The sequence below is a fragment of the Streptomyces sp. RKAG337 genome (assembly GCF_023701715.1).
Lineage (GTDB): Bacteria > Actinomycetota > Actinomycetes > Streptomycetales > Streptomycetaceae > Actinacidiphila.
Window position 1 is genome coordinate 2656012 of record NZ_JAJOZA010000001.1, and the last position, 19306, is coordinate 2675317.

19 protein-coding genes are annotated in these 19306 nt (G+C 69.6%); 6 read left to right on the forward strand and 13 right to left on the reverse strand.

Going from position 1 to position 19306, the window contains the following annotated elements; all coding sequences use genetic code 11:
• Positions 1-54 precede the first annotated feature (54 nt).
• The 3 genes from LNW73_RS11445 to LNW73_RS11455 all read left to right on the forward strand — a co-directional run bounded on the left by LNW73_RS11445 (position 55) and on the right by LNW73_RS11455 (position 5447).
• Positions 55-780, forward strand: coding sequence for a WXG100-like domain-containing protein (locus tag LNW73_RS11445; RefSeq protein ID WP_250977489.1), 726 nt, complete (start codon positions 55-57; stop codon positions 778-780).
• A gap of 7 nt (positions 781-787) precedes the next feature.
• A complete protein-coding gene (locus LNW73_RS11450) occupies positions 788-4774 on the forward strand; it encodes a DUF6531 domain-containing protein (protein WP_250989840.1) in 3987 nt (1328 codons plus the stop codon).
• Between the two features lie 133 nt (positions 4775-4907).
• Entirely contained in the window at positions 4908-5447 is a 540-nt protein-coding gene (locus LNW73_RS11455) for an SMI1/KNR4 family protein (protein WP_250989841.1), read from the forward strand.
• A gap of 11 nt (positions 5448-5458) precedes the next feature.
• Here LNW73_RS11455 and LNW73_RS11460 read toward each other — a convergent pair whose 3' ends face one another.
• Positions 5459-6214, reverse strand: coding sequence for a prepilin peptidase (locus tag LNW73_RS11460; RefSeq protein WP_250989842.1), 756 nt, complete (start codon positions 6212-6214; stop codon positions 5459-5461).
• Between the two features lie 95 nt (positions 6215-6309).
• On the opposite strand from LNW73_RS11460, the gene LNW73_RS11465 reads away from it, so the two are divergent.
• Positions 6310-6741, forward strand: coding sequence for a DUF192 domain-containing protein (locus tag LNW73_RS11465; protein ID WP_374118082.1), 432 nt, complete (start codon positions 6310-6312; stop codon positions 6739-6741).
• 42 nt (positions 6742-6783) lie between these two features.
• Here the strand turns inward: LNW73_RS11465 and LNW73_RS11470 are convergent, their stop codons facing one another.
• Positions 6784-7266 carry a hypothetical protein gene (locus LNW73_RS11470; RefSeq protein ID WP_250989843.1) on the reverse strand — a complete coding sequence of 161 codons (483 nt, stop codon included), beginning with the start codon at positions 7264-7266 and terminating at the stop codon, positions 6784-6786.
• Positions 7267-7365: 99 nt separating this feature from the next.
• Between LNW73_RS11470 and LNW73_RS11475 the strand changes: the two genes are divergently transcribed.
• On the forward strand, positions 7366-8139 hold the full coding sequence (locus LNW73_RS11475; protein ID WP_250989844.1) for an SDR family NAD(P)-dependent oxidoreductase: 774 nt from the start codon (positions 7366-7368) through the stop codon (positions 8137-8139).
• Between the two features lie 131 nt (positions 8140-8270).
• Here LNW73_RS11475 and LNW73_RS11480 read toward each other — a convergent pair whose 3' ends face one another.
• The 11 genes from LNW73_RS11480 to LNW73_RS11530 all read right to left on the reverse strand — a co-directional run bounded on the left by LNW73_RS11480 (position 8271) and on the right by LNW73_RS11530 (position 17508).
• A complete protein-coding gene (locus LNW73_RS11480; protein ID WP_250977482.1) occupies positions 8271-8930 on the reverse strand; it encodes an OmpA family protein in 660 nt (219 codons plus the stop codon).
• A gap of 6 nt (positions 8931-8936) precedes the next feature.
• On the reverse strand, positions 8937-9533 hold the full coding sequence (locus tag LNW73_RS11485; protein ID WP_250989845.1) for a hypothetical protein: 597 nt from the start codon (positions 9531-9533) through the stop codon (positions 8937-8939).
• Between the two features lie 34 nt (positions 9534-9567).
• Positions 9568-10152, reverse strand: a complete 585-nt coding sequence (locus tag LNW73_RS11490; protein WP_285390953.1) for a pilus assembly protein TadG-related protein — start codon at positions 10150-10152, stop codon at positions 9568-9570.
• Positions 10153-10157: 5 nt separating this feature from the next.
• Positions 10158-10367, reverse strand: coding sequence for a hypothetical protein (locus LNW73_RS11495; RefSeq protein ID WP_187144994.1), 210 nt, complete (start codon positions 10365-10367; stop codon positions 10158-10160).
• A gap of 278 nt (positions 10368-10645) precedes the next feature.
• Positions 10646-11539 (reverse strand): DUF5936 domain-containing protein, encoded by an 894-nt coding sequence (locus LNW73_RS11500; RefSeq protein WP_250992881.1) that lies wholly within the window; start codon positions 11537-11539, stop codon positions 10646-10648.
• A 60-nt stretch (positions 11540-11599) separates the two neighbouring features.
• Entirely contained in the window at positions 11600-12538 is a 939-nt protein-coding gene (locus tag LNW73_RS11505) for a type II secretion system F family protein (RefSeq protein WP_250989847.1), read from the reverse strand.
• On the reverse strand, positions 12535-13872 hold the full coding sequence (locus LNW73_RS11510) for a CpaF family protein (RefSeq protein WP_250977477.1): 1338 nt from the start codon (positions 13870-13872) through the stop codon (positions 12535-12537). The genes LNW73_RS11505 and LNW73_RS11510 overlap by 4 nt, the downstream gene beginning before the upstream one ends.
• Positions 13869-14255, reverse strand: coding sequence for a TadE/TadG family type IV pilus assembly protein (locus LNW73_RS11515; RefSeq protein WP_250989848.1), 387 nt, complete (start codon positions 14253-14255; stop codon positions 13869-13871). The genes LNW73_RS11510 and LNW73_RS11515 overlap by 4 nt, the downstream gene beginning before the upstream one ends.
• The gene (locus LNW73_RS11520; RefSeq protein WP_250989849.1) at positions 14252-15820 is read right to left on the reverse strand and encodes an AAA family ATPase; all 1569 of its coding nucleotides are present in this window, start codon (positions 15818-15820) and stop codon (positions 14252-14254) included. The genes LNW73_RS11515 and LNW73_RS11520 overlap by 4 nt, the downstream gene beginning before the upstream one ends.
• On the reverse strand, positions 15817-16533 hold the full coding sequence (gene cpaB, locus LNW73_RS11525; protein ID WP_250977474.1) for a Flp pilus assembly protein CpaB: 717 nt from the start codon (positions 16531-16533) through the stop codon (positions 15817-15819). The genes LNW73_RS11520 and cpaB overlap by 4 nt, the downstream gene beginning before the upstream one ends.
• 12 nt (positions 16534-16545) lie before the next feature.
• On the reverse strand, positions 16546-17508 hold the full coding sequence (locus tag LNW73_RS11530; RefSeq protein ID WP_250989850.1) for a hypothetical protein: 963 nt from the start codon (positions 17506-17508) through the stop codon (positions 16546-16548).
• A 213-nt stretch (positions 17509-17721) separates the two neighbouring features.
• On the opposite strand from LNW73_RS11530, the gene LNW73_RS11535 reads away from it, so the two are divergent.
• Positions 17722-19305: a chitinase gene (locus LNW73_RS11535; protein WP_374118083.1), complete on the forward strand. Its 1584-nt coding sequence runs from the start codon at positions 17722-17724 to the stop codon at positions 19303-19305.
• The last annotated feature ends 1 nt before the right edge of the window (position 19306 follow it).

The following is a 19306-nucleotide window of genomic DNA, read 5'->3' on the forward strand; positions in this document are numbered from 1 at the left end:
TTCGTAGGATGTGTTCTCGGAAGCGTGTGATCCGAACTGGGCGGGGGCCGGTACATGTCGATCAATTTGCCGCATTGGCTTGCCGAGGTTGTCAATATCCTCGGCTTCAATTGGCCGGAAATCGATGAGGACGAGCTGCGTGCGGCGGCCAAGGGTCTGCGTTCCTACGCGGCCGAGTGCAAGGCCTCGCACGGCAAGACGCACGCGATCGTCACGGGCGATCTCCAGGCGGCGTACGCGGCCCAGTCGTACACCGCCCTCGCCGACCTGTGGGGGAACCAGACCCAGGCCCATATGCATTCGCTGATCGAGGCGTGCGAGCTACTGGCCGGCGGCTTGGACATCGCCGCTCTCGGCGTGGAGGCGATGAAGGATGAGTGCCTCATCCAACTCGGCCTCGCTGCCGCCGAACTGATTGCCGATCAGGTGGGTGCGGTGTTCACCCTGGGCCTGACGGAGGCGCTTGCCGTGGCCGAGATCGAACTGCAGAACCGTCTCCTCAACGGGATACTCCAGCGGTTCGAGTCCGAGGTGATCGGCGCGTTGGTGGATCAGTTGATCGGTCCGCTGAAGGAGCAGGTCGACCATGCCGTGGAGAAGCTCCTCTTCGCCGAGATCGGCCACCTGGCGGTCGGCGGCCCGCCACCGGGCCTGAAGCTGGACACGGCGGCGATGCGGACCCACGCGGAGGCCATCAGGACCCAGGCGGAAGCGAACCTGACCGGCGGCCGGGAATTCAGCGGAAAAATGTCCGCCCTTACGTTCACGACCGGAGGCTGACCGCAGCGTGAGCGACATCGTCAACAAACTGGTCAAACCGACCATCGCGTTCATCGACCACCTCGCCCGCAAGGTCCCTGAGGCCCTGGGCAAGGGACATCACCGAATAGCCGAGCACACCCACAAGGCCGCCGACCACTTCGACAAGGTCGAAGCGGACCTCGCCAACAAGGCCAAGACCCACCACCACCCGCACGACAGCGGCCACCACGATCCGTCCCCGGTGGCCGGGGTGGGAGTGTCGGCCGCGGCCAAGGCCAAGAGCGGCGAGAAGGCCGCGGCGAACGCGGTCAAGGACGCCGAGAAGACCGCGGCGAAGAACGAGAAGGGCGTGCGCCCGCACGACGGCCCCAAGGAGTCCGTGCCGGGGCCCGAGAAGGTGTGCAAGACCGACCCGGTCGACGTCGCCACCGGGGACATGCTGTTGCCGATCACGGATGTCCAGCTGCCCGGCGCGCTCCCGCTGACCCTGGAACGCACCCACATCTCCTCCTACCGCCACGGCATGTGGTTCGGTCCGTCGTGGGCCTCCACGCTCGACCAGCGACTGCAACTGGACGCCGATGGTGTGGTGTTCGTTGCGGCGGACGGTATGCGCCTTGAGTACCCGCCCCCGCGCCGGAACGCCGAGGTCCTACCGGTCAGGGGGCCGCGGAACCCGCTGACCTGGAGCGGCGTACCCAACGACCCGATGCGGGTCAGCGACCCAAGCACCGGCGAGACCCTCGTCTTCGACCACCCCCGCCCGGCCCCCGGCGCCACCGGCGCTGTCATCCTGCGCCTGGCCGCGATCGAGGACCGTAACGATCGCCGGATCGACATCACCTACGCCGACGACGACACACCCGCGCTGATCTCCCACCACGGCGGCTACCGGATAGCCATCGACCGGCACCCGGATCTGCCGCGCATCACCGGCCTGCGACTGCTCGACACCGACGGTCCCGGCAGCGGGACGACCCTGGCACGCTACGGCTACGACAAGGCGGGCGACCTCACCGAGGTCTTCAACTCCTCCGGCGAACCCCTGCGCCTCACCTACGACGACCAGCACCGCATCACCAGCTGGACCGACCGCAACGGCACCCGGTACGGCTACTCCTACGACAACGCCGGCCGGGTGGTCAGGACCACAGGGTCGGACGGCTTCATGTCCAGCACCTTCTCCTACAACGGCGAGACCCGGACCACGACGTTCACCGACTCACTGGGCCACACGTCGACCTACGAACACAACGACGCATACCGGCTCATCCGCACCACGGATCCGCTGGGCAACGCCACCGTTCAGGAGTGGGACGAGGGCAACCGGCTGCTGACGGCCGCCACCGATCCGCTCGGCCGCACCACGCGCTACACGTACGACGCGGCGGGGAGCCTCACCGCCGTCGTGCACCCGGACGGCGCCAGTGCGGGCGTCTCCTACAACGAGCTGGACCTGCCGGTGGAGGTAACCGACGCGGGGGGCCAGATCTGGCGGAGTGAGTACGACGAGCGGGGCAACCGACTGGCGTCGATCGATCCGATGGGCGCGCGGACCGGCTACACCTACGACACAGCGGGCCTCCTCACCTCGGTGACCAACGCGCTCGGCGCGCAATACCGGATAACCAACAACCCGGCGGGCCTGCCGGTCGCGATCACGGATCCCCTGGGCCACGTCACCACGGCGGAACGCGACACCTTCGGCCGCGTGGTAGCCGCCACCGACGCGCTGGGCAACGTCATCCGGGTCGGCTGGACGGTCGAGGGCCGGGTGGCATCGTGCGAGCGAGCCGACGGCCGGCGGGAAACCTGGCAGTTCGACAGCGAGGGCAACGCGATCGCCTACACGGACATGGCAGGCCGCACCACCGCCCATGCGGTCTCGCACTTCGACCTGCCCGTCTCCAGCACCACCACGGACGGCGGGACCCACGACTTCACGTACGACACGGAACGGCGCCTGACGAAGGTCACCAACCCTTATGGGCTGACCTGGCAATACGAGTACGATCCGGCCGGTTGCCTGATCTCCGAGACCGACTTCAACGGCCGTACCCTCAGCTATGAATACGATGCTACGGGACGGCTCGCCTCCCGTACCAACGGTGCGGGCGAAACCGTCGTCTTCTCACGGGATCTCCTGGGCCGCCTCGTGGAGTATCGCCACGGCGACGAGAGCACCACCTACGCCTATGACCCTTCGGGCAATCTCCACCGCCAATCCAACGCGCATGCGGAGGTCGTCCGCGAGTACGACGCGGTGGGCCGCGTTCTCGCCGAGACGGTCAACAGCCGGCGGATGTCCTACACCTACGACGTCATGGGACGCCCTGTCGAGCGCCGCACCCCCGGAGGCATCGTCTCCACCTGGTCCTACGACCCGTGCGGATTTCCGCAGTCCCTGACCGTCGCCGGTCACCGAACCGACTTCGCGTTCGACGCGATCGGGCGGGAGACCACCCGTAGTTTCGGCGACGGCATCACCTTCGCCCAAGGCTGGGACAGCACCGGCCGCGCGACGAGCCAATCCATCGCCCGAGGACCGGGAGCCGAACGTACTCTCCTCCAGCAGCGTGAATACACCTACCGCGCCGACGACTTCCTGACCGAGATCCAGGAACTCACCACCGGCACGCGCCGCTTCAATGTCGACGCGACGGGCCGTATCACCGGAGTCCAAGCCCACGGTGGCTGGACCGAGAACTACGCGTACGACGCCCTCGGCAATCTCACCGAGGCGGCGACCCCACTCGCCCGGCCGGACGACGCCGCGCGGGAGTTCTCCGGCACGCAGCTTCGCCGCGCGGGACGCACGTCCTACGAGTACGACGCCCAAGGGCGCACCACCCGGACCGCCAAGAGACTGCTCAACGGGCAGGTCCGCACCCGTACGTTCGCCTGGAACGCCCAGGACCAACTCACCGCCACTGTCACCCCGGACGGCGTGCACTGGCAGTACCGATACGACCCCGCCGGCCGCCGCATCGCCAAACAACGCGTCGCCACCGACGGCACGATCGCCGAAGAGATCCACTTCAGCTGGGCCGATACCCGGCTGGCGGAACAGACCCCGACCGACGGCCGCTCAACAACCTGGGAGTACACGCCCGGAACCCACCGGCCGCTGGCCCAGGTCGATCACGACCTCACGCAGACAGACGTCGACGCCCGCTTCCACGCCATCATCACCGACCTCGTCGGTACCCCCACCGAACTCGTCTCGCCCGAGGGCGAACTGGCCTGGCAACAGCGCACCACCCTCTGGGGCATCCCGGCCACCGACCCCGGCGCCGACACGATCGACTGCCCCCTGCGCTTCCCCGGCCAGTACGCGGACCACGAAACCGGCTGGAACTTCAACTACTTCCGCCACTACGACCCCGAGGCCGCCCGCTACACCACCCAGGACCCACTCGGCCTCTCCCCAGCCCCCAACCCCTCGGCATACGTCTCGAACCCCCACGCATGGGCGGACACGCTCGGACTCAAAGCCTCCTGGGAGCCCGCGGACATCACCTGGGGCGGCAGGGTCCGATACGGAGACCGCGACGCGGCGCGCGGCAACCGGGCCACGGGGGTGACAGCCACTATTGGAAAGGACATGCTGGGTGGACATACAGACGCACAGGTCGACCCGGCCGGCTGGCAATCCGGTCAGGGCTACAACCGAGCGCATCTGCTCGGCGCGCTGCTAGGAGGGTCCAACGAGGATCCGAGGAACTTCGCAACCATGCATGAATTCGCAAACTCGCCGGCAATGCGCCATTACGAGTTGCAGATTCAAGCGGCCGTGAGGAATGGCGAGATCATTCAGTACAGCGCAACCCCTGTATACCGGACCAATCTCGCGGGCGACGTGGTCCCGGTCGGTATGACCATCGAAGCCCACGGCTCGAACGGCTTCTCGTTCAAAACGTATTCCCCGGACAAGAAGACCAGGCGCGACATGAGGAACGGCGAGGGGACGAATGTCGTCACGATTTTGAACGTTCCCAAGCAGTGCCCTTAGACTTGCAGCGGCCTGGAGGCGCGAGTCGTCTCCCGCCAGGCGTAATGATCTTGAACACGTTGGCAAGGGCTTGTGTCATGCCGGAAAACGCATGGCCGGCCCTGCCCATCCGTACGGGAGAGGGATCGATTCGATGGACGCGTTCCTTGCTGAACTGACCCGGTTGGTTCCGCCGGCCGCGACGCCGGCCGCCAAGGACTGGACCTCGGTCGAGAACGACATCGGGACAGTGCTGCCACGCGACTACAAGGAACTCATCGGGGCCTACGGTGGCGGGCGATTTGATTTCCACCTATGGCTGCTGGAGCCGGGATGTGAAAACAGATTCTACGATCTGTCGGTAGCGAACGATGGCCGCATGGACGACTTCGAAGACCTTTGGGATCTTGGCGAGGAGAAGCCGGGCGAGCTGGAGGAAGAGGGCAGCCGGATCATCGCCTGGGGAACCACGGACAACGGCGAGGGTCTCTACTGGCTCATTCGCCCTGGACAGGAACCTGACGCCTGGACAGTCATGGTGAATGAAGCCCGTGGCCCCAGATGGGAGCACTTCGCCGTGACGTGTACGAATTTCCTGGCGTCCCTCCTGGCAGGATCCGTTCGCTCGGACATCCTCGCCTCGCGGCTCCCGGCCCCGGAGCACGAGTTCCGCCCGAGCGGTACTTTTCTGTAAGGCTGCGCCGGTTACACGGCGGCAGCCAGCAGGACCCCGCCGAGCGCGCCGATGAGCATGAACGGCCCGAAGGGCAGGGGCGTCTTACGGTTCGCCCGGCGGGTGGCCAGCAGGACGAGCCCGGCGACGGCGCCGAGGACGAACCCGGCGAACGTGCCCGTGAAGAGCACCGGCCAGCCGTACCAGCCGAGGGCGAGGCCGAGGGTCGGGGCGAGCTTCACGTCGCCGAAACCCATGCCGGCCGGGTTGATGAGGAACAGCAGGAAGTAGACGGCCCCGAGGACGACCCCGCCGAGCAACGCCCGCGGCCAGGAGCCCTCGTGCCCCGGCAGCAGGGCGGCGGCGCCCAGCAGAGCGGCCGTGCCGGCCGGCGCGGGGAGGGTCAGGACGTCAGGGAGCCGGAAGACGGCCAGGTCGATGCGGGCCAGCAGCACCCCGAGCGGCACGAGCAGCAGCCACACCACCAGTTCGGGACGCGCCCCGACGAGCGCGGCGAGCGCGGCGCAGGCCGTGACGCAGAGGAGGACGGTGCCGTAGGGGCGCTGTCGCTTGCCCGTCCCGCTGCTCCCGCCGTTGCCACTGCTCCCGCCGTTCCCGCTGCTCCCGCCGATCCAGCCGCGCGGGCCTGTGGGGTACGGCCGGCCGTCCTCGTCGTCCGCGCGCACCGGCTCCCCGGACGCGACCGCGAGCCGGTGGATGGCGCGCGGCAGCGCGAGGCCTGCCGCAATTCCCCAGACGGCGGCGACTGCGGTGAGGTAGACAGACATCCGGTGTCCTCCCGTGCGGGACGGATTCGGCACGGCGCGGGAGGCGCGGCCCTGCGGGGTTTCGGGGGCCGAGGCTACACGGAGGTGCTGGACGGATGGGTCGGACGGGTCGCAGGGGTCGGACGGTCCGGTGGCGGGACGGCGGCGGAGTGTTGCGAATCGCCGCGCAGGAAGAGGTGGAAGCGGTCGAAGCGGTGGACGGCACGGCAGGTGCGTCGCCCCCGCCCGTACCGCTGGAGATCGCCGCGTCCTACCGGGCCAGGACCCGCGGGCTGCTCGGCCGGGACGGGCTGACGGGGGCGCTGCTGCTCACACCCGCGACGAGCGTGCACACCGTACGGATGCGATTCTCGATCGACGTCGCCTATCTGGACCGCAGGCTGCGCGTGCTGGCGGTGCGCACCATGCCGCCCGGCCGCCTGGGGCGGCCCCGGCTGCGGGCGCGGCATGTGCTGGAGGCGGAGGCGGGCGCGATGGAGCGGTGGGGGCTGCGGCGCGGGATGCGGGTGGAGATCGATGCCGGCTGACGTCGGCTGACGTCCGCTTACCGTCGCTGACGGTCGCTGACCTCAGCCGACGTCGATGCTGTTGACGATCTGCCGCAGTTCGCCGGGCCAGCCGTCGACGTCGGGTCCGGTGACGCGGACGAGGACCGGGCGGCCGTGGCTGTCGGTCGTGGTGACCTCGACGGCCCGGTTCCTGCCGCCGTCCGCCGACCGCTCCACGTACCCCACTTGCCGCGCGGGCCGGCCGTCGATCGTCATGGCCCGTGCGCGGACGCCCCGCCGGGTGGCGCCGCCCGGCCACACGCTGATCTCGCCGATCGGACGGCCACCCGTGCCGCGGAGCACGGCGGAAGCCTGCGCGCCGGCGGCGGTGCTCCTCCCGGCGGGCCGCGTTTCCTCCCACACCTTCGGATGCGCGACGGCCACCGAGCCGCCGCGCAGCACCTTCCACCCCTCGGGCGCACCTTCACCGGCGGAGCAGCCGCCCAGCACGGCGGCCGCGCCGATCACGCCCGCTACACCCCGAATGATCCTCTTTGCCCGCATGGCGCCAATCTAGGGTCAGCGCGCGGTGCGCGGCCGGTCAGCACGCCGCGCGAAGGTCGCCTCACCCGCAACAGCGTCCACCCTGACAAGGAGCCCGCCATGGGAGATCTGACCGGCAAGACGGCACTGGTGACCGGAGCCTCACGTGGCATCGGGCGCGCGATCGCCCGGCGCCTCGCCGCGGACGGCGCCCTCGTCGCGGTCCACTACGGCAGCAACGAGGCCGCGGCCAAGGAGACGGTCGACGGCATCCTGGCGGCCGGGGGCCGGGCCTTCGCCCTGCGGGCCGAGCTGGGCGTCGAGGGCGACGTGGACAGGTTGGTGCACGCCCTCGAAGGGGGGCTGCGCGAACACACCGGCCAGGCACCCCGGTTGGACATCCTCGTCAACAACGCCGCGATCAACGCCGCCGGCGGGCCGATCGAGGCGGAGTCGCCGGAGCGCTTCGAACGGCTCTTCGCCGTCAACGTCCGCGCACCGTTCTTCCTCGTCCAGCGCGTTCTGCCACTGCTCCGCGACGGCGGCCGCATCATCAACATCAGCTCGGCCGTCACCCGGGTCGCGCTTCCCGAGACGATCGCGTACAGCATGACGAAGGGCGCCCTCGACGTCCTCGGCCACACCCTGGCCAAGCACCTCGGCCCGCGCAACATCACCGTCAACACGGTGGCTCCCGCCACGGTCGACACCGACGCCAACGCCTTCTGGCTGCGCGACAACCCGGACGCACACGAGCTGGTCGCCGCGGACACCGCACTCGGCCGCGTCGGCCTCCCCGACGACATCGCCGCCCCCGTCGCCTTCCTCGCCTCCGACGACGCCCGCTGGATCACCGGCCAGGTCCTCGACGCGACGGGCGGCTGCCGGCTCTGAGCTCCGAGCTCCGAGCTCATGCGGGTGTCTGGCTGAGGGCAACAAAAAACGGGCCGGTTCGCAGGGGGGGAGAGCGAACCGGCCCGAGGGGGGAGTTACACCGTACCGCCTATGAGCGCGTGCTCAGCACCTCACGCGGCGGACGGTGTGAACGTAATCTCCACCCGCCGGTTCTGACGGCGACCCTCTTCGGATGAATTGTCTGCTATGGGATAGTCCTCGCCGTACCCGCGCACCTGAAAACTGTGGCTTGCGCCACCGGCGGATCCGAGCGCCTGGGCCAAAACCTTGTAGACGGCGTCGGCGCGTTGCTTCGACAACACGTCGCCGTGCTCACTGCTGCCCAGGTTGTCGGTGAACCCGAAGACCCGGATGGGTGACGAAACGTTCTTTGCGTTGATGTCGCCCCCAATGGCCTTGATCCGCGCCGCCGCGGCCGGTGACAGCACCGCGCTGTCGATCGCGAACAGCACCTCCGACTGCAGCGCGTACGTGATCGAGGAGTTGGACTCCTCATGCCGCTGCTCCGGCTGACTCGCGCGCGTTGACGACTGGTCCGTGACCGCCACGATGTCCAGCACCTTCGCCGGCGCCAGCGTCGCCCCTTCCGGCAACTTCAGCCGCGGCGAGGTCGGATCGACCTTCACCGGCGCCGAAGGCGCCGCCGTAGAAGGCGAAGCCGACGGCCCACCGTCCGCCCGAGCCATCCCGACGGGCCCGGCGAAGGTGATCGTGACGACCGAAAGCGTGAGCACGGCAGCACCGGCGGCACGTCGCTTGGTACGGGGCATGATCGCTCACCCCTCCGAAATCTGGATCTTGGCGGGCGGCATGGTGGGGAGCTGGAACTCCACGGAGGTGGTAGCGGTGGGCGGGGCGGGGAACTGGGCGAAGAACGGGCGGGTCTCCTTTGCCGGGACCAGCGTCAGTCCCATGGTGCAGAGGCACTTGCCCTCGGTGTCGCGGAGAATGTAGTACCGCTTCTTTCCCGCCTGATCAACCAGGACCGCACCGGCGACGGACGGCCCCGACTTGACCAATGCGACCTCCTGACCGCGCCAGGAGACGGCAGTGAACGGCTTGTCGCCGTTGTTCGTGATCGTGCCCTGGACCGTCACGAACCCACCGGCGTCACGCGTCGCCGAGTTCAGCGTGACGACCATGTTCTCCTCGCCCTTGATCTGGGCCAGCACCTGGGTCGGCTCCGCCGACGGCGTCGCGCTGCCGCTGCTCGGTCCGCCGCCCTTCGGCACACCGGACTTGCTCATCGAGGCGTTGTCGGGCTTCTTGTCACCGTCCCCTCCCCCGCAGCCCGCCAGAGCGATGGCTCCACTGGTCACGAGCGCGACCACCGTCATGACGCGGCGGCCTGTCTCTCTGCGCCGATTGGTCATCGGTGTCCCCGTTCCATCGCTACGTGATCGGCTTTCATGTGCTGAGGTGAACCGTGTAGAACTGCGCGAGATTCAAGCGGAAATCGGTCGCGGTCGCATCGATCGTCAACTCTTCGCCCTTGTTGCAGGAGAACTTCACAGCCTTGCCCTCCACGCCCGCCACGACGCAGCGGCCTTCGACCACCGCCGTAGCGCTTGCCGTGGCGTGCATGTTCGACGTGCCCTTCACGACGCTGTCCCCGACGGTCCCCCTGGTGAGAACCGAAACGGTGTATCCAGGCGGGCCGTCGACACGGGCGCAGATCTGGCGGTCGGCCCGATTCGCGTCCGCGAGGTCGCTGGCCGCGCCACAGGCCCCGACGCCCGGCATCCCCTGACCGCTGAGCAGTTGGGTGAGCTTCGGCAGGTCACCCTTGACGAGTGCCTCGAGAAAGGCGTCGTGCGCCTCGTCCCGGGCCTCGCCCGCGGCACCCAGGGCCGCCGCGTCGGCGGCCGTCTGGGCACTGTTGCGGACACTGCCGGCCTGACCGACCGCGAAGAACGCGAACGCGAGGAAGAACAGCGCGGCCACGGCCACGATGTAGAGGCCGAGGGTCTGGCCTTCCTCGCCCCACGCCAACCCCTTCAGCCGCCCGCGCCCACGATGGCCGCAATCCTGCCCGTGATCCCGGTCAGAACCGCGTCGCCGATGGACGTCGTACCGGCCAGCACTCCGATGATCACCGCGATCACCACCGCAATCCCCAGATACTCGAAGGACGTCTGCCCGCGCTCGCCTGCCTGGCGCGCCCAGACGTGCGCCGCGACGAGCCGCTTCACAGCCCATGTACTCATGATTGTCTGCCCCATCCTTTGTCACCTGACGAACGTCGGTCGTGCCTGATGCGACGGCCGGTTTCTCGTTCTCACTCTCGCCACGACCGCCGAGCTCGACGACACCTTCCACGGCGCACCGCCTCTCACCGGTCCGGTCCGTAGCGATCCGTTCTTGATTGCAGGTGCAAATATGGTTGCGTCTGCAAAGGTACACCCGAACCCCGTGCAACCGCAGCCCTTTACGCGCCAACTGGCGCATCCAATATGGCGGTTCTTAGCAGGGAACATGACCGGATTCACCCATTCCCCAGGATTTGGCCGAAGTTGATCTGAGAACCCATGATCGTGCCGGTAAGCAGCAGGATCATGGTGGCCGGGACGAGCAGCATCGTGATCACGCCGGTCGCCTTCGGCACCGTCCTCGCTGCCCGTCGCCGGGCGTTCTGCGCCTCGGTCCGCCGCATGTCCTGGGCGATCTGCAGCAGTGTCCGTGCAATGGGCGCGCCCAATTCCTCGCCCTGTTGCAGCGTGCTCACGAACTGGCTCACCTGATCGCTCCTGTTTCGCTTCCGGAGCTGGTCGAAAGCGTCGCGGCGGCTCACGCCCACATCCATCTGCCGCAGCGCGATACGGATCTCGTCCGACCACGGGCCCTTGTAGACCGTGTTGACGCGCTCCAGCGCCTGGCGGAAGCCGAGTCCCGCGCTCACCACCACCGCCAGCACGTCCAGGAAGTCGGGGAGGGTGCGCTCGATGTCGTCGCGGCGTTTGCGGACCGCGAGCCAGAGGCCCAGGTCGGCCCAGCCCCAGGCGTAGCCGAGCAGGATCAGCGCCAGGAACCAGTGGCCGCTCGTGAGGAGGGCGAAGGCCGCCAGCCCGCCCAGCGCCCCGTACACCGCCCGCCGCGCCGCGTACCGTTCCACCGTCAACCCGTGCGGGTGTCCCGCGTGGTCGATCTTCATGCGCATTTTGGCGACGCGGGCGGGGCCCATCCAGCGCATCACCATCGGGGACCAGCGCATGCCGAGTTGGTCGACGGCGTTGCCGGTGCGGGTGGTTCGGGTGCGGCCTACTTCCAGGGCGAGCATCAGGTCGTCGGGGAGCTTGGCGTCGGAGCGCAGGAGGGCGATCGCGTGGACGACGCCTACCGCGCACAGCGCCAGGGCGAGGGCCAGCCCGAGGCCGATCATCACCATCAGCAACTCACCCCCTTCATACGTCGCTTCATACGTCGCTCTTCATACGTCGCTTCATACGTCGATCCTTGACATCCGGCGGATCATCCAGAACCCCACCACATACAGACCCAGGGAGATCAGCACGCAGATCCGCCCGAGGTTGGAGCCGGTCATCGCGCTCAGTGAGCCCGGCATGATCTGGTTCAGCAGGAACAGCGAGCCGATGCCGATGACGGGGACGGCGTACGCGGTGACCGTGACCTGGGACATCTGGGTGCGGATCTCCCGCCGGGTCTCCTTGCGCTCCTCCAGGGTGACCGTCAGGTTGCGGAGCGACTCGACGACGGAGCCGCCCGCGCGGCTCGACAGGACGAGGGTGGAGACCAGGACGATGAGCTCGCGGCTGGGCAGGCGTTCCTGCAGTTCGGCCAGGGCGTCCTCGACGGAGTGGCCCATCGCCATCGCGTCGGCGACCTTCTTGAGCTCCTCGCCCGCCGGGGCCTCCAGCTCGTCCGCCGCCATGCCGACCGCCGTGCGCAGCGCGAGGCCGGCCTGGGTGGCGTTGGCCAGGACGCGGGCCAGTTCGGGCAGTTGGGCGATGAAGCGTTCGGTGCGGACCCGGCGGCGCCACTCCAGGAAGGAGTACGCGGACCAGAACGCGAGGATTCCGGCGATCGGGCCGAAGAAGGGGGCGAGGACGACGTCGGCGACGAGCCAGGCGCCGCCGACCAGGCCGACGGCCGCCGCGGTGAACTGGCCGGGGGTGAGGTCGGTGCCGGTGGCGGCGAGGCGGCCGGCGAGGCGCCCGCCCCAGCCGGTGGCGCGCACCCGGCGGTCCAGGGCGGCGAAGGGGACATGGCGGCCGGCGCCCGACCCCAGCTCGCCCGCGAGGCGTTCGACGAGGGCGGCGCGTTCGGCGCGGCCGCCGGACCAGGCGTGCAGACCCCAGACGCCCAGCGTCAGGGCGAGCAGGGTGACGCCGATGACGATCAGCGGGAGCTGGTCGCTCACTTGGCCTCCCGGATGTCGAGTTCCAGTTCGCTGGAGCCGACGCCGTAGGCGGCCGGGATGTGTTCACCGGCCAGGTACAGCCGCTCAGCGAGCTCCCTGGGAAGGGGGTGGTGCTCGTACCAGCCCCGGACGATGCGGTCGGCACCGAGCGGCTCCGCGCGGAAGCGGGTCGCGCTGGTGAGCCGGAAGACATCGCGGCCGCGGGAGGAGAGCATGGCGATCTCGACGATGCGGCGGGTGCCGTCGACATGCCGGGTGAGCTGCACGAGCACGTCCACCGCGCTGTTGATCTGGTCGCGCAGCGCCTCGAAGGGGATCTTGACCTCGCTCATCGAGGCCAGCGTCTGCAGGCGCAGCACCGCGTCCTCGGCCGAGTTGGCGTGCACGGTGGCGAGCGAGCCGTCGTGGCCGGTGGACATCGCCTGGAGCATGTCGAGGGTCTCACCGCCGCGGACCTCACCGACGATGATGCGGTCGGGGCGCATGCGCAGGGAGTTCCGTACGAGGTCGCGGATGGTGATGCGGCCCTCGCCCTCGACGTTCGGCGGCCGGGTCTCCAGCCGGATGACGTGGTCCTGCTGCAGCTGCAGTTCGGCGGCGTCCTCGACGGTGATGATGCGCTCGCCGTCCGGGATCAGCCCGGACAGCGCGTTGAGCAGCGTCGTCTTGCCGGAGCCGGTGCCCCCGCTGACGATGATGTTGCACTTCGCGCGGACCAGCGCGGAGAGCAGCATCAGCATGTGCTCGTCGAGGGTGCCGAGGGCTATCAGTTCCTGGAGGGTGTAGGCGCGCGGGAAGCGGCGGATGGTGAGCGTCGGGCCGCTCAGCGACAGCGGCGGGATGATGACGTTGACGCGCTCACCGCTCGGCAGGCGCGCGTCGACCATCGGATTGGACTCGTCGACCCGGCGGTTGACGGTCGAGACGATGCGCTCGATGGTCTGCAGCAGCTGCTCGGCGGACGAGAAGCGGACGGCCACCTGCTCGACCCGGCCGCCCCGCTCGACGTAGATCTTGTCGGGTCCGTTGACCATGATCTCGGTGATGGTCGGGTCCTCGAGGAGCGGTTCGAGGACGCCGAGACCGAGCGCCTCGTCCACGACGCGGCGGATGATGCCCGCGCGCTCCTTCGTCGACAGGACCGGGCCCTCGCGGCTGATGATGTGCCCGAGCACCCGCTCCAGCCGGGCCCGCCGCTCGGCGGTGGCGAGCGCCGACATCTCGGCGAGGTCGATCTCCTGGAGCAGCTTGGTGCGGTAGACGGCCACCATGTGGCCCTCTTGGGTCTGGGGGGTGGCCTCTTCCGTGACGGCGAGGCGGGCGCGCAGGCTCATGGCGTGGTGTCTTCTTTCGGCATGGTCGCGCTGCGCCGCACCGGACCGAAGATGCTCACGCCGGGGATGACGGACGGGATGTTGATGGTGGCGGTCTCGGTGACGGAGTCTCCGTCGTCGGAGGCGGGCGAGATGACGGTGCCGGCCCGCAGCCAGTCGCTCACTGCGTTGCGGCCCGCTTCCGCCGCGTCCGGGTGCGGGGCGCGCAGCGCCGCGGTGCGGGCGGCGGTACGGGCCGCGGTGCCGGCCTGGTTGGCGGCGTAGGCGACGAAGCCGAGCTGGATTCCGGCGAGCGCGATGAGCAGCAGGATCGGCAGCACGCCGAGGAACTCCAGGGACGCCGAACCGCGTTCACGCCACCCAGGGGTGCTCCGCACGGTCATCGCTTCGCCTCCTCGTCCACCGTGGACGCGTGGCCGTGCACCGTCAGCGGGAAGTCGATCGCGCCCGGGAACAGGACGGGGACCTTGAGGTTGACGGTCACGGTGACCGTGCCGCCGTCCTTGCCGGTGACGATGCCCGCGCTGCCGCGCCACGCCTCCGGCAGGTCCCGCATCCCCGCCGCCGACGCGTCCTGGCCCACCGCCGCCGCCCGCGCCGCCTCGTCCGCCGCGTGGCCGGCGAGGGTGAACGTGTAGCCCGCGAGCACCGCCTGCCAGACCAGGATCAGGGTGATGAGGATGATCGGCGTCATGCCGAGGGTCTCCAGGATCACCTGGCCCCGGTCGTCGCGCAGACTGCGCCTGCCGCGCCTGGCCGCCTTGGGCAGCGCGTGGCCGCCGACGGCGAGGCCGAGTTCGGCCGCCAGCGCCCACAGGCCCTGCTTGACCGTGGAGCGGTTGTCGAGGTCGTGGAGGCGTCCGGCGTCGATGACGGACTGGAGTTCCTTGAACGCGGCGGGCACGACGGAGGCCGCGACCCTGGTGCCGGTGATGCGGGCGACGAGGGACGGCTGGATCTCGGTGCCGCGCGTGTAGCGGTTGACGACGGTCGTGGTGTCCTGCGGCTTGCGGATCTGCAGCCGGTCCCACATCCGCACCATGCGCTTGGCCGCCCGGACCGCGACGACGTCCGGGGTGGTGACCAGCAGCGCCGTGTCGGCGGTCTCGACGGCCACGGCGTTGGCCGTGGTCAGCTGGGTGCCGCAGTCGACGACGACCACTTCGTACCGCTGCCGCAGCGCGTGCAGGACCAGCCGCACCGACCGGTCCGTGACGTCCTCGCCGCGTTCGCCCTCGCCCGGGGCGAGCAGCAGGGCGGGCCCGGACTCGTGGACGTACATCGCGTCGTGCAGGACGCGCGACGAGATGTCGGCGATGTCGGCGAGGTCGGCCATCGAGCGGCGGAACTGGACGTCCAGGTACGAGGCGATGTCGCCGCCCTGCAGGTCCAGGTCGACGAGGGCGGTGGACCGGCCGGCGGCGTGCGCGGCCAGCGCGAGCTGGATGGCGGTGACGGTGGTGCCGACGCCGCCCTTCGCGCCGGCGACGGCGACGAGGGTGCCGCCGGCCACGGCGGGCAGCGCGCGCTGCGGGCTGAGGTGGCGGCGGACTCCGCCCGCCCAGGCGGCGGCCGCCTCGACGCGGGCGCCCAACTCGTCGTACGACAGCGGCAGTCCGATGACGCCGCGCGCTCCGGAGTCCATCGCGGCGGAGAGCACGGCCGGGCTCGGGTCGGCGGTGAGCAGGACGACGCCGACGGCCGGGAAGCGGAATGCGACCTCCCGTATCAGTTCCAGCGCGGGCATCGGGGTGATGCCGTCGTGCACGATGACGACCTCGGGCAGCTCGTCGATCCCCGCCTCGGCCGCGCGGGCGAGGGTGTCGAGCAGCAGGGTGGAGTCGGGCAGCGCGGGGCCCGGCTCGGCGCCGGGCAGCTGGTGCAGCAGACCGGCCAGTGCGCGGGCGGCATCCGGGTCAGCGGTGCCGGACAGGATCCTCACGATCACCTCTTGCCTCCCGTGTCGCCCGCCAGGGTGTACGTGCGGTCGCCCGCGGCCGGGGCGCTGTCGTCGCCCGGGGCGATCAGCGCCAGCCGGACGTGCCGGGCGAAGGACTCGGAGAACGCGACGCGCTGGGCGTCGGCCGCGTCGAGGGCGAACGTGATCGGCACGCCCTGGGCGGCCTGTCGCTGGGAGTCCTGGCTCTTGTCGAACGCCTTGATCTCACCGACGTCGATGACCCGCGCCCCGGTGACGATGATCTTCGAGATGTCCGGGTCGGTGTCCTTCTTGCCCGCGAAGGTGGCGAAGATGTTGACCTTCGACCCCGGGGTGATCTTCCCGGCGACGCCGGTCTCCGCGTCGATCATGATGGCGATCTCCATCTGGCCGGACTGGAGCACCGGCCTCGCCGCGACCATGCCGGACTCCAGCAGGGAGCCGCGTTTCAGCGGGATCGCCGCGACCATCCCCTGGACGGTGGCGAGGTCGCGCACAGCGGTGTCGGGCAGCCACTTCTCCGGTATCCGGACCTTCTCCAACTGGCCGGACGTCACCGCCGTATAGGCCGGCACGTCCTTGGTCAGCTGGTACGCGGTGACCTTCGGGCCGACCTCCGACCGTGCGTTGCCGATGACCGTGACGACTCCCGCGAAGGCCGCCACCGCGCACAGCACGGAGACCACCAGGAGGACGACACCGCGTCGCTGACGTGAATTCATCGGCAGGCAGACCTATCGCTTATGGGGTTCGAGCTGGGGGCGGTCGGTGGTGGGCAGCTCCCGCGACCGCGGTTCCTGCCGCTGGTGCTGCGGCTGGTACTGCGGCGGGCGCTGCTGCTGCGGCCGGCGTAACGGCTGTTCCCGGGCCGCGACCTGCTGCGTACGGTCGGAGCGGTCCGAGAAGCGGTCCGAGGAGCGGTCGCCCCGGTCGGAACGGTCGCCGAGCCGCGTCGAGCAGAAGAGGCACTGGTCGCCGATCACCTCCAGGCCGCACCACGGGCAGGTGTCCCGGCGGACCGACGTGACCAGTTGGTACAGGATGCCGATGTCCGCGATGTACGCGGTGAACTCGACGAGCCGGCCGGTGCCCCACCAGCGCGCCGAACCCTCCGGCAGCGGCACCTCGCGGATGTGCTGAGTGCGCCAGGCGGCGGCGAGCGGGCCGGTGACCCAGCCCGCGTCGAGGCCGTGCCCGGCGACCGCGAGCTGGGTGAGGAAGCCCGGCCCCGGCGGGACGGCGTCAGGACCGGCCTCGGACAGCCCCGGCTCCGGGTGGGCCATGACGGCGAAGTGCCGCCCGGGCACCAGGGACTTGAAGTGCTTGCCGACGGTGACCGGCACCCGGTCGAGCTTGCTGACCGAGCCGAGCAGGGCGCCGGAGTACAGGTAGTACGAGAGCAGCCGGGCCGCGCCCGCGAGTACGCCGGGGCCCAGGTCGGTACCGGCCAGCTGGCGCAGCTGCTCCGCGAGCAGCGCGGCGGCCAGCGGCGGCAGATCGACGGGGACGATCGCCATCCGGTCCGCTTCGAGCGCGGCGCGCACGGTGTGCAGCCGGCGCCGGCCGGGGTCGGCGGGATCGGGCGAGGCGAGGGCGATGAGGTGCCCGTAGGCGTCGAGCGCAGCGGAGGTGCGCGCGACATGCTGCTCGAGCGGAAGCGCGAGATCGTCCGCTGTGACCGTTATGACGCTCGACATCCGCAGCCCTCCTGTCCTGCGCAAGGACCGTTCACCCGCCGGATCGCGTGCGCCAGCCTATCGATGTGTAGCGGAATGAGTGCGGAAAGTCGCGGATCAGGATCGGTAAACGCCTGGATGCGCCCCATGAACGAGTGGTGAAGGCCAGAGGTCTTGACAACCCGATTGGTCTGGACCAACTTGGTCACACGCAGGGCACGCCGCCCAACCCTCATGCGCATTTCCCGTCACCCCCCAACTCCTTGCCCCCAGGAGGCAGTCGTGGAACGTGCATCGCATGCTTATCGGAGACCGAAGGTCGCGCGGACGGCCCTCGCCACCGTAGGGGCCGCCTCGCTCGTGGCCGCCGGCTTCGCGATGGCCAACGTCGGGACCGCGCAGGCCGCCGACACCAACCTCGTCAGCAACGCCGGCTTCGAGAGCGGACTGTCCGGCTGGACGTGCACGGCGGGCAGCGGTGCGGCCGTCTCCAGCCCGGTGCACGGCGGGTCCTCGGCCCTCAAGGGCAGCCCGAGCGGCTCCGACAACGCCAAGTGTTCGCAGACCGTAAGCGTCAAGCCCAACTCCGCGTACTCGTTGAGCGCCTGGGTGCAGGGCTCGTACGTCTACCTCGGCGCGAGCGGCACCGGCACCTCGGACGTGTCGACCTGGACGCCGTCCGCCGGTTCGTACCAGCAGCTGAGCACCAAGTTCACGACCGGCGCGAGCACCACCTCGGTCACCGTCTACCTCAACGGCTGGTACGCGCAGCCCGCGTACTTCGCGGACGACGTCGTCCTGACCGGTCCCGGCGGCACTCCCACGACGCCCCCGACGACCCCGCCCACGACGCCGCCGACCACCCCGCCGACGACTCCCCCCACCACACCCCCGACCACGCCTCCCACCACCCCGCCGACCACTCCCCCGGCCGGCAGCCTGCCCAAGCACGTCCTCACCGGGTACTGGCAGAACTTCAACAACGGCGCGACCGTCCAGACCATCGCCCAGGTGCAGAACCAGTACGACATCATCGCCGTCTCGTTCGCCGACGCGTCCGGCACGCCCGGCGGGGTCACCTTCAACCTGGACCCGGCGCTGAACTACTCCGTCGCCCAGTTCAAGGCGGACATCGCGGCGAAGCAGGCGGCCGGCAAGCGGGTCGTCATCTCCATCGGCGGCCAGAACGGCACCGTGTCGATCAACGACTCCGCCTCCGCCACCAACTTCGCCAACAGCGTCTACTCGCTGATGCAGACCTACGGGTTCAGCGGCGTCGACATCGACCTGGAGAACGGGCTCAACTCCACCTACATGTCGCAGGCGCTGCGCAGCCTGAGCAGCAAGGCGGGTTCCGGCCTCATCATCACGATGGCGCCGCAGACGATCGACATGCTCTCCCCGTCGAGCGACTACTTCGCCACCGCGCTCAAGATCAAGGACATCCTGACCGTCGTCAACACCCAGTACTACAACAGCGGTTCGATGAACGGCTGTGACGGCGGCGTCTACTCGCAGGGCTCCGTGGACTTCATCACCACGCAGGCCTGCACCGTCATCCAGGGCGGGCTCGACCCGTCCCAGGTCGGCCTCGGGCTCCCGGCCTCGACGAGCGGCGCCGGCTCCGGCTACGTCGACCCGTCGGTGGTCAACAACGCGATCGACTGCCTGACCAAGGGCACCGGCTGCGGCACCTTCAAGCCGGCCACCAAGTGGCCGACGCTGCGCGGTGCGATGACCTGGTCGACCAACTGGGACGCCAAGAACGGCAACCAGTGGTCCAACTCGGTCGGCGCCCACGTCCACGCCCTGCCGTAAC

Excerpts from the sequence above, each read along its gene's own strand:
- LNW73_RS11475 (WP_250989844.1), top strand. The coding sequence starts at position 7,366 with ATGGGAGATCTGACCGGCAAGACGGCACTGGTGACCGGAGCCTCACGT.
- LNW73_RS11515 (WP_250989848.1), bottom strand. The coding sequence starts at position 14,255 with ATGACCGTGCGGAGCACCCCTGGGTGGCGTGAACGCGGTTCGGCGTCC.
- LNW73_RS11455 (WP_250989841.1), top strand. The coding sequence starts at position 4,908 with ATGGACGCGTTCCTTGCTGAACTGACCCGGTTGGTTCCGCCGGCCGCG.
- LNW73_RS11500 (WP_250992881.1), bottom strand. The coding sequence starts at position 11,539 with ATGATCGGCCTCGGGCTGGCCCTCGCCCTGGCGCTGTGCGCGGTAGGC.
- cpaB (WP_250977474.1), bottom strand. The coding sequence starts at position 16,533 with ATGAATTCACGTCAGCGACGCGGTGTCGTCCTCCTGGTGGTCTCCGTG.
- LNW73_RS11480 (WP_250977482.1), bottom strand. The coding sequence starts at position 8,930 with ATGCCCCGTACCAAGCGACGTGCCGCCGGTGCTGCCGTGCTCACGCTT.
- LNW73_RS11470 (WP_250989843.1), bottom strand. The coding sequence starts at position 7,266 with ATGCGGGCAAAGAGGATCATTCGGGGTGTAGCGGGCGTGATCGGCGCG.
- LNW73_RS11530 (WP_250989850.1), bottom strand. The coding sequence starts at position 17,508 with ATGTCGAGCGTCATAACGGTCACAGCGGACGATCTCGCGCTTCCGCTC.
- LNW73_RS11445 (WP_250977489.1), top strand. The coding sequence starts at position 55 with ATGTCGATCAATTTGCCGCATTGGCTTGCCGAGGTTGTCAATATCCTC.
- LNW73_RS11535 (WP_374118083.1), top strand. The coding sequence starts at position 17,722 with ATGCGCATTTCCCGTCACCCCCCAACTCCTTGCCCCCAGGAGGCAGTC.
- LNW73_RS11495 (WP_187144994.1), bottom strand. The coding sequence starts at position 10,367 with ATGAGTACATGGGCTGTGAAGCGGCTCGTCGCGGCGCACGTCTGGGCG.
- LNW73_RS11460 (WP_250989842.1), bottom strand. The coding sequence starts at position 6,214 with ATGTCTGTCTACCTCACCGCAGTCGCCGCCGTCTGGGGAATTGCGGCA.
- LNW73_RS11485 (WP_250989845.1), bottom strand. The coding sequence starts at position 9,533 with ATGACCAATCGGCGCAGAGAGACAGGCCGCCGCGTCATGACGGTGGTC.
- LNW73_RS11510 (WP_250977477.1), bottom strand. The coding sequence starts at position 13,872 with ATGAGCCTGCGCGCCCGCCTCGCCGTCACGGAAGAGGCCACCCCCCAG.
- LNW73_RS11465 (WP_374118082.1), top strand. The coding sequence starts at position 6,310 with ATGGGTCGGACGGGTCGCAGGGGTCGGACGGTCCGGTGGCGGGACGGC.